This window comes from Ruminococcus sp. 5_1_39BFAA (genome assembly GCF_964240875.1).
GTDB lineage: Bacteria > Bacillota > Clostridia > Lachnospirales > Lachnospiraceae > Blautia_A.
This window is the reverse complement of the sequence record NZ_CAXSVO010000053.1, coordinates 1-9,943: the sequence shown is the minus strand read 5'-3', so window position 1 is coordinate 9,943 and position 9,943 is coordinate 1. Positions and strand designations below refer to the sequence as shown.

The 9,943-nt window shown below is 46.6% G+C and carries 9 protein-coding genes; 1 reads left to right on the top strand and 8 read right to left on the bottom strand.

Translation table 11 applies throughout. From position 1 onward, the window contains the following. Nucleotides 1-171 precede the first annotated feature (171 nt). Nucleotides 172-1,041: an AraC family transcriptional regulator gene (locus ACESZH_RS23070; RefSeq protein ID WP_373219393.1), complete on the top strand. Its 870-nt coding sequence runs from the start codon at nucleotides 172-174 to the stop codon at nucleotides 1,039-1,041. Nucleotides 1,042-1,101: 60 nt separating this feature from the next. On the opposite strand, the gene ACESZH_RS23065 is transcribed toward ACESZH_RS23070, so the two are convergent. The 8 genes from ACESZH_RS23065 to ACESZH_RS23030 form a co-directional block, all read right to left on the bottom strand. After that, nucleotides 1,102-2,298, bottom strand: coding sequence for a glycine C-acetyltransferase (locus ACESZH_RS23065; protein WP_342981630.1), 1,197 nt, complete (start codon nucleotides 2,296-2,298; stop codon nucleotides 1,102-1,104). Between the two features lie 33 nt (nucleotides 2,299-2,331). Beyond that, nucleotides 2,332-3,369, bottom strand: a complete 1,038-nt coding sequence (tdh, locus tag ACESZH_RS23060) for an L-threonine 3-dehydrogenase (RefSeq protein ID WP_373219403.1) — start codon at nucleotides 3,367-3,369, stop codon at nucleotides 2,332-2,334. A gap of 44 nt (nucleotides 3,370-3,413) precedes the next feature. Further along, on the bottom strand, nucleotides 3,414-4,484 hold the full coding sequence (locus tag ACESZH_RS23055) for a glycoside hydrolase family 172 protein (protein WP_342981629.1): 1,071 nt from the start codon (nucleotides 4,482-4,484) through the stop codon (nucleotides 3,414-3,416). 179 nt (nucleotides 4,485-4,663) lie between these two features. Continuing rightward, nucleotides 4,664-5,716, bottom strand: coding sequence for a glycoside hydrolase family 172 protein (locus tag ACESZH_RS23050; protein WP_373219395.1), 1,053 nt, complete (start codon nucleotides 5,714-5,716; stop codon nucleotides 4,664-4,666). A 257-nt stretch (nucleotides 5,717-5,973) separates the two neighbouring features. Then, complete coding sequence (locus ACESZH_RS23045) at nucleotides 5,974-6,939, bottom strand: ABC transporter ATP-binding protein (RefSeq protein WP_373219397.1); 966 nt, start codon at nucleotides 6,937-6,939, stop codon at nucleotides 5,974-5,976. Beyond that, a complete protein-coding gene (locus tag ACESZH_RS23040) occupies nucleotides 6,932-7,918 on the bottom strand; it encodes an ABC transporter ATP-binding protein (RefSeq protein ID WP_373219399.1) in 987 nt (328 codons plus the stop codon). Before ACESZH_RS23040 ends, ACESZH_RS23045 begins: the two co-directional genes overlap by 8 nt. 13 nt (nucleotides 7,919-7,931) lie before the next feature. Then, the gene (locus ACESZH_RS23035) at nucleotides 7,932-8,858 is read right to left on the bottom strand and encodes an ABC transporter permease (RefSeq protein ID WP_373219400.1); all 927 of its coding nucleotides are present in this window, start codon (nucleotides 8,856-8,858) and stop codon (nucleotides 7,932-7,934) included. Between the two features lie 2 nt (nucleotides 8,859-8,860). Then, nucleotides 8,861-9,784, bottom strand: a complete 924-nt coding sequence (locus ACESZH_RS23030; protein WP_373219401.1) for an ABC transporter permease — start codon at nucleotides 9,782-9,784, stop codon at nucleotides 8,861-8,863. Nucleotides 9,785-9,943 lie beyond the last annotated feature (159 nt).

The following is a 9,943-nucleotide window of genomic DNA, read 5'->3' as shown; positions in this document are numbered from 1 at the left end:
CCTTTTAAACGTATCGACAGACCGCATAAACAAAGTGATTGCAGCATGAAATAATAATTAAACTCCACGGATTAAGGTTCAATTATACATCATTCAACGGAGGGTATCTTTATTTTGTGCAATATTTGGGATTTACTCATTTATAGTAAATAAAAGAAACGGGGGCAAATTATGGGAGATAATACGCTGACACCTTATGTCAGGCTGGCATGGGATGATACAGTCAAGAATCTGCATTGGCATATGAAACCGAGGGTTATTTTTGATTATGAGATTATTTTTCTGCAGGATGGAGAAATAGATCTGATGGTTGAAGATGAACATTATCATGTTGTTCCAACCGATTTTATCATTCTTCGTCCCAGGAAAAGGCATTCGATCCGTTCGGTCGGAAAAGTAAAAGTACATCAGCCCCATATTCATTTCGATCTGCAGCAAGATGAATATAGTTCGCAGGTTTATATTCCTTTTGAAGATCTGGATCATATTCCTTTAGCCGATCATAAGTTATTCCGTCAGGATATCCTGGATGAGATTTGTCCCAATCTGCCGCCGGTATTGCATCTCAAAAATTATAAACGGATTCAGGTACTATTCATGACCATTATTCGTGAAAAGGAAACTCGTATGGTCTACTCGGAGCCTCTGGTAAATGGGCTCTTTTTACAGATGCTTTCTCTCCTCTTGCGAGAATATACGATCAATAACGTACAGGAAAAAAATAAAAACCGGGATGTCGCCTGGAAAGTTCAGGAATATTTGAGCCAAAATCTGGATAAGAATATTTCCCTGGATGATATTTCTCATCATATTCACGTAAGTAAATATTATCTATGTCATGAATTCAAGCAAGTATTTGGCGTATCCCCCATTCAGTATCATCAGGATTCACGCATCGAACATGCAAAATATCTGCTGACAACTACACAACTGTCCATCGGAACAATTGCAGAGACCGTAGGCTTCCAGAACATTTACTCTTTTAGCAGAGCATTCAAAAAGAAAGAACACGTATCGCCTTCTGTTTACCGAATACACTAACCAAAAAATGCTGCAGTACTGTATCACACGGTACTGCAGCATTTTCATAAATCTCACTGTTTATCTTCCGATTTCGTCTCGAGTCTCCTTAAAACATCTCACAACGAAATCCACATCTTCTTTTGTGTGGCTCGCACATACCTGTGTGCGGATCCTTGCTCTTCCCTTTGGAACAACCGGATAGGAAAATGCCACCACATAGACCCCTTTCTCCATCATCTTCTTTGCATACTCCACAGCCAGCTTCTCATCATAGAGCATAACCGGAACGCAGGGATGGGTACCCGGGATAATATCAAATCCATTTGCAGTCAGCTGCTGGCGATAATAAGCAGTGATTTCCTCAAGATGATCCCGAAGGGCTGTACTCTCCTCCAGCATATTGATCATCTCAATACTTGCACCGGCAATCGCCGGAGCCAGTGAATTGGAAAACAGATAGGGACGGCTTCTCTGCCGGAGAAGGTCTATAATTTCCTTACGTCCGGAAGTGTATCCGCCGGAAGCTCCCCCAAGAGCCTTTCCAAGGGTTCCTGTAATAATATCCACACGTCCTTCTACCCCGCAGTGTTCTGCCGTTCCCCGGCCATGGGCACCGACGAATCCCACTGCATGGCTGTCATCCACCATAACCAGGGCGTGATATTTGTCCGCAAGGTCGCAGACACCTTTCAGATTACAGATGATTCCATCCATGGAAAAAACACCATCCGTGGCGATCAGCTTGATCCTTGCTCCGGCAGCATCTGCAGCCTGAAGCTGCTGCTCCAGATCTTCCATATTGTTGTTTTTGTAACGGTAACGCTTTGCCTTGCAGAGGCGTACCCCGTCGATAATGGATGCGTGGTTCAGTTCATCACTGATCACTGCATCTTCCGCAGTCAGGATCGTCTCAAATAAACCTCCATTCGCATCAAAACAGGAAGAATAAAGGATCGTATCATCCGTTCCCAGAAATCCGGAAATCTTCTTTTCCAGTTCTTTGTGGATATCCTGGGTTCCGCAGATAAAACGCACGGAAGCTACCCCATAGCCCTTTTCATCGTACGTCCTCTTGGCAGCTTCGATCAGGCGGGAGTTGTCTCCCAGCCCAAGATAATTGTTTGCACACATGCACAGAAGTTCTCTTCCATCTTCCATTTTCACATGGGCGCCCTGTGGTGAAACAAAGGGTGCCTCGCCCTTAAAAAGTCCGGCCTCTTTGATCCCTTCCAATTCTTTTGTATAAATGCTTAAAATATCATTTTTCCGCGCCATTGTCTTTTCCTTTCTTACTCTGAACAGTCCCTGTCAGTCATTGATATGTTCCCAGTCAAGAATGACCTTGCCGGAATTCCCGGACATCATGACCTCAAATCCTTTTTGGTAATCTTTGATATCAAACCGGTGGGTGATAACCGGTGAAATATCAAGACCTGCCTGAATCATGGTAGACATCTTATACCAGGTATCCCAGACCTTCCGCCCATAAATACCGCGGATATTCAGTCCGTTAAAAATAACGGTTTCCAGATCGACCACCCCGTCTGTTCGCTGCAGTCCCAGCAGGGCAATCTTTCCTCCATGCTTCATATTGTGAATCATATCTGAAAGTCCCGCCTGACTTCCTGACATCTCAAGTCCGATATCGAAGCCCTCGCTCATGCCGATTTCCCCCATGACATCTTTCAGATTTTCAGATTTTAAGTTTACAGTCCTTGTAGCGCCAAGTTTTTTTGCAAGGTCAAGACGATAATCATTCATATCTGTGATCACCACATGTCTTGCCCCTGAAAACTTCGCAATGGCTGCCGCCATGATACCGATCGGGCCAGCCCCCGTGATCAGGACATCCTCTCCCAGCATGTCGTAAGAAAGGGCTGTGTGTGTCGCATTTCCAAAGGGATCAAAAATCGCATACATTTCTTCCGGAATATTCGGGTTGCAGGGCCATACGTTACTGTCCGGAATCACAAGGTATTCCGCAAAGGCTCCGTTCCGGTTCACCCCAACCCCTTTCGCATCTTTGCAGTTTTCCTTATGCCCTTCCAGGCAGTTACGGCATTTTCCGCAGGTAATATGCCCTTCCCCGGACACCAGATCACCCGGCCGGAATCCACGTACCCCTTCGCCAACTTCCACAACTTCTCCCACATACTCATGTCCAACGGTAAGACCGATTGGGATCGTGTGCTGTGCCCAGGTATTCCACTGATAAATATGTACGTCTGTTCCGCAGATTGCAGTCTTATGGATCTTAATTTTTACATCGTTCGGGCCCACTTCCGGAACCGGAACACGTTTCATCCACAGGCCCTTTTCCGGTTTTTCCTTTACAAGGGCCCACATCATTTCGCTTCCCATGTTTTCACCATTCCCCTTCGTTTCTATATTTACAGAACCTCTTCATAATAAGGAAGCCGCTCTTCCACTTCCAAAAGCTTCGGAAACTCTTTATGAGGCTCTGTCTGATACCAGTATGCAGTGGAGGACCAGTCATCACTGCGGTGATTATTATGTCCATGCTCTATGGTCACCCGTACAGACTTTTCAAACATAACCGGATCCTGGATATGATAACGATAGTATGTAATCTTATCTTTCCAGTTATCTTTTCCCGGAAGGATGATTCCATGATACGGTGCATTGTATTCCTGGGTCGGACACCATGCCATATTCACATAATCCTCCGTGCCGGTCCCATGCAGCTGCGGCGGCCAGGATTCCCCATCAATAAAGATCATATCATCGCCTTCTCCCGGCCAGTCCCACTTGGAGGTATCTCTCAGATTATGAATGTTCAGATGGCATCCCACATAATGGCCCCGTCCTTCAGCTTCCAGGATCACATAGTTGTCATCTCCTGTAACATTCTCCCCACTGAACAGAAAATCTTTGTTTTCCATTCCTTCATCGCTGATCCCCTTTGTGGGGTTTTCTCTGCGCCACTGCGCGTGGAAGCGGAGCATTCCTTCCGGAAGGGCTTCATATTCTTCATAATCAAAATAGAAATACACGGTCATCGGTACTGCACATTCATTTTCCATCTCGATCCTTGCCTTCTGAAAAGGCATCGGGAACCAGCAGTTGAATCCTTTTCCATCTTCCGGACTCATCTGTAACGGTGCAGAAACAAAGTTGCGTGTCTGTGCATGTCCCATTCCAAAGAAATCGCCCACCGGCACTTCCACACTTGGCTGTTCCTCTCCATCCCAGTACATCCGGAGCACCATGCGGCGCAGATAATCCGGTTCCGGCTTGCGGCTGTCCGTCGCAATGGTAATCCAGATATGGGTGATCAGGCCAGGTTTATTCATTTCAGCCAAAATCCTATTTTCTCCTGCTGCCAGATGTACCCGGTCATCATTTCCTCCCTTTCTGTCATAGGAAGATATTCTTCTGCGTTTGCCTTCTCTTTCATAGCAGATATTTGATAAATTTGCAGGATACAAAAAATCTCTCATAAATTCACACCTCCGTTTTTATTTTTTCTTCACTTTTATGAATGCATCATAGCTCATGGATTCATAACTACTTTTCAGCTATAAAATCTGCCCCCTCCCAAGTGACAAGTTTTTATTATTTCACTTGTTCACCCAGAAGGGAGCATATCACAATTCAGGCAGCGCCTTTATTTGTTGTTTTATATAATCTCCAGACCATCCCGATCCGGCAGTTCCGGATACTGATCATCCAGATTATCGGAATACCAGAATGCAACAGAGGAAATATCATCCTGAAGCGGAAGATATCGTCTGCCTCTGCGCCATCCCAAAGCCTGGATTGTCACTCTGAGATTCTCTTTAAAATAGATCGGGTCAGTAATATGCCAACGATACATATTGAATCTGCGATTTGCAATGTATGTCTCATCTGTGGAATCCACTTTAGAAAGACCGGCATACGGTGTACAGTATTCTATATACTTATTATTTACCTCAAAATCATAGGAAGCACAGAAATAATCTTCTGTTCCGGTACCACAAATGGTAGGGTAGTCTGTATCGCCATCGATGAAGAATTTGATTTCTCCTTCTCCCCACCAGCCATTGTTGTTTACACCCCAATACAGATAGGTTCCAACATACTGTCCATTTCCTGTGATATTGTCCAAAATTGTATAATCCGTTTTATACGGAAGAGGATTTACCCTGCGGAACTGTGCGTGGAAGTATAAAGCATCCTCTCCTACTTCTTTCTTTTCGCAGTCAATCTGATAATAGATTGTAATCTGTGTATCAGAACGATTCTCAAGGGTAATCTTAAAGCCTTTTCGGTAAGGCATTTCCCAATAACAATTCATTCCGTTCGCCGGATTTACGCAAACTGCAAGACTGGTCAGCTGTCGATATTCCTTTGTAGCAGATGCAAAAAAGTCTCCAAGGGGAGCTTCAATTGCCGGATTACTCTGTCCATCCCAGTAAAAACGAATGATGAGACTCCGGTTATCCGGTGCAGCACAGGTAAGCCAAATATGTTTGATTGCGCCGGAACCTTTGATGTCAGCCATGGTAAATGTCTCACCAGACGGAATGTCTACAGAAGGTGATATTTTCCATCCCTGTCCAAGGTCTCTGGCACACATTGCTCCGGTTCCCTCCGTAGCTCTTCCACCCATACCCTTTTCTCCGGTAAAATTTTCCGGACAAACGGAGAAAGAAGTATACTCATGTTTTTTCGATAAATTGCCTAACATAAAACGTCCTCCAATATCTTTTTTTCAATTATAATTGGAATTTATCCTACTGAAAATGTCATTTATTGTAATCTTTTTAACAGTTCTTGCTCTATCACATGAATCGTTTACTTTTTTATTATTTAGATGTTTTGGCCAAAAATTTCATGGCACTTTGACCTTTGCTATTACCAAAAAAAATGCTGCCTGCGATTTTGATCCGTATCCAGGATTCTGGATACCTGTCATTTTCGCAAAGCAGCATTTTTTATTCGTTCTTATTCGCCCACATGATGGCAGGCCACCATACGGCCCTTCACCGGACGAAGTGCCGGTTCTTCTTTCTGGCAGCGCTCCGTCGCATAGGGACATCTGGTATGGAACCGACATCCTGCCGGAGGATTCATGGGGCTTGGGATCTCACCCTGAAGAAGAGGTTTCTCCGTATCACGCAGCGTGGGATCTGCCACCGGAATGGCATTGATCAAAAATCTGGTATAGGGATGAAGGGGTTCCCGGTAGATCAGTTCAGAATCTCCGATCTCACAGACCTTACCCAGGAACATGACACAAACCCGGTCGGAAATAAACCGGACCACTGACAGGTCATGGCTGATGAAAAGGTAAGTCAGGCCATATTCTGCCTGAATGTCTTTCAGCAGATTCAGCACCTGGCTCTGAACGGAAACGTCCAAAGCAGAAACAGGCTCGTCACAGATTACCAGGGACGGATGCAGAGCAATGGCTCTGGCGATTCCGATACGCTGGCGCTGACCGCCGGAAAACTGATGGGGATAACGATAGAGGAATTCTCCCGGAACGCCCACCGCATCCATCAGCTCCAATACCCTTTTTTTCAGAGCTTCTTTGTTTTCGCAGACTTTGTAAGTCACAAGAGGCTCTGCAATAATATCATGTACCGTCATACGGGGATCCAGGGATGCATAAGGGTCTTGGAAGATCATCTGCATCTGTCTCCGGTAGGGCGCAAATTCTGACGGTTTCATGGAAGTGATCTCTGTATCTTTATAAAAGATTTTGCCGGATGTGGAGGGATGAAGCCGGATCAAGGTCCGTCCCAGGGTGGACTTTCCGCATCCGCTCTCTCCTACCAGGGCCAGACACTCCCCTTCGTAAAGCTCCAGGCTGATGTCTGATACGGCATGGACCGACCGTTTTCGATCCACCGGATATTCCTTTACCAGGTGCTCACATCGGAGCAGCACGTTCTTTTTCTCACTCATGAGCAGCCTCCCTTTCTTTTGCCGAAAAACATCTTACTTTATGATCCGTTGCCACTTCATACAGATCCGGCTTTTCTTTTTTGCAGGATCCGGAAGAATTCTGACAACGTCCGCAGAAGGCACAGCCCTCCGGAAGATGCATCAGATTCGGAACCATACCCGGAATGGTGGAAAGACGTTCCGGCAGTTCATCCAGGCGGATTACAGAGGATAAGAGCCCCTTGGTGTAGGGGTGCTCCGGACGTTCAAAGATTGTGAACACATCCCCCTGTTCCACCACCTTGCCGGCATACATCACATACACATAATCACACATCTGCGCAATGACTCCCAGGTTGTGGGAGATCAGAAGGCAGCTCATTCCCGTGGTATCACAGAGATTTTTGATCAGACGCAGGATCTGGGCCTCAATGGTCACATCCAGCGCCGTTGTAGGCTCATCGGCGATCATCAGTTTCGGTCTGCACACCATGGCCATGGCGATCATCACACGCTGGCGAAGGCCGCCGGACAGCTCGTGGGGATAACATTCATACCGTTTTTCCGGTTCGCTGATGCCCACCTGCTGGAATACCTCCAGCACCTGTTTTTTTGCTTCTTTCTTGCCGATCTTCTGATGAAGCAGGATGGCCTCACGGACCTGTTTGCCCACCTTCACCACCGGATTCAGGCTGGTCATGGGTTCCTGGAAGATCATGCTGACCTCTTCTCCCCGGATTTTTTTCAATTCCTTCTGGGAGAGCTTCGTCAGATCGCGTCCCTCCAGCAGGATTTCCCCGTCCACGACGCGGCCGGGATATTTCAGAAGGTCCATAATGGATTTCGCCGTCATACTTTTGCCGCAGCCGGACTCACCTACGATTCCCACAATCTTTCCCTTCGGAATCTGAATGGACACATCGTCAACGGCAGGTACTTCGCCCTTTCCCGTAAAAAAACTGGACTTTAAATGATTAATTTCTAATAATATCTCTTCCATAATTACCTCTCTCTTATGCATCCTTCAGATGGGGATCCAATACATCCCGCAGTCCGTCTCCCAGGAAGTTGAATGCCAGAACCACCAGCATGATCGCCGCACTGGGCACCAGGCTGAGCCAGGGCGCATCATACAGATAGCTGCGTCCCAGGTTTACCATCAGTCCCCAGGAAGAATTCGGAAGCTGGACACCGATTCCCAGGAAGCTCAGGGAGCTTTCAGAAAGGATAGCGGAAGGCACATTCAAAGTAAACAATACGATCAGAGAAGGAATACAGTTGGGAAGCACGTGTCTTACGATAATCGTAAAATCCTTCACGCCCATACTCCGGGCTGCCTCCACATATTCTGCCTCTCTAAGAGAAAGGGTCTCTGAACGGATGACACGGGCCACACTGGCCCAGTTGGTAACGGCCAGAGCGATAAAAATACTGCTGATTCCGTCACCGAGGGTATACATGATTACCATAGCAAGAAGGAGGGACGGGAAAGAAAGGACCACGTCTGCCAGACGCATCAGTACCGTATCCACCATGCCGCCCACATATCCGCTGATCATTCCGATGAATGCTCCAATGATCATGGAGACAACCGTGGGAATGATGCCGACTGCCAGAGATACTCTTGCTCCATACAGCAGTCTGGTCAGAACATCTCTTCCCAGTTCATCGGTTCCCAGAAGATGCTTGGCAGAAGGCGGAGAAAGTCTTGCCATCAGATCCATCTCTTCCAGCTCATAAGGTGTCAGCACCGGTGCCAGCAGGGCAAGGAGGATGAAGACCACGATCAGTATGGCAGAAAATACAGCCAGTTTGTTATTGGAAGCCATGCGCTTCATTTTGTCCCGGAAAGTATCGCTCTCACCAATCTGCGCTGCAAGCTCCTGCTGCAGTTCCTCACTGGCTGCTGCACTTTCCTGTGAAAAAGCATTCTTCTTCATGCTCACGCCCCCTTTCTGATTCTCGGATCCAGAACTGCATAGAGACAGTCTGCGATCAGATTGCCCACGATGACAATGACTGTGGTAAACAGAACGGTACCCTGCAGAAGAGGAATATCACGTTTGCTGATGGCATCCACAGCCAGACGGCCGATTCCATTGATAGAAAAGATCGTTTCTGAAATAACGGCACCGGAAAGCAGACTGGAAATCTGCAGGGCCATCATGGTAATAACCGGAAGCATGGCATTGCGCAGGCCGTGAAGCACGATCACTGCACTTCTGCCCAGACCCTTTGCCTTAGCGGTGTCCATATAATCCTCCTGAAGCACTTCCACCAGAGTGGAACGGGTCAGACGGGCAATGCTTCCCGCACTGTTCCATCCAAGAGCGATGGCCGGAAGAATATAGCCGGTCCATTTCTCCACACCGGAGATTGCCACCCAGTGCAGGCGATAGGCAACCACATACTGAAGGACCATGGCCACCATAAAGACAGGAACGGACACACCAAACAGAGAGAATCCCATGAAAATACGATCAAGGATTCCATTTTTCTTTACTGCTGCAATGATTCCGCATACGATGCCTATGATCCAGGCAATCACAGCTGCCATGAGAGCAAGCTTTACCGTATTGGGGAAAGCAGCTGCCAGAAGATCTTTGACCGGTTTATTTAAGGTATAACTGGTACCAAAATCACCGATACAGATATTTTTCAGATAAGTTATAAATTGTACATACACCGGCTGATCCAACTGCATTTCTTTGGTCAGTCTTTCGATGGTGGCTGCATCTGCATGCTCACCCATCATCGTTGTTACTGCATCTCCCGGAATGATACGCAGCAAAATAAATATCAAAAGGGATACACAGAACAGTACAACCACTGTCTGAAGCAGCCTTTTTCCTAAATTCTTAACCATTGCATTCCTTTCTACAACAATCGACCGCACACATATTCCGTCTGATGGACTTCCATGTGTGCGGCGTTAAGTTTTATCTTATCTATAAATGAGCAAATATTGAAATTTGCACAAAATTACCCTACCATTTCGAAAACAGCTTCAAGTGACGCTCCATTT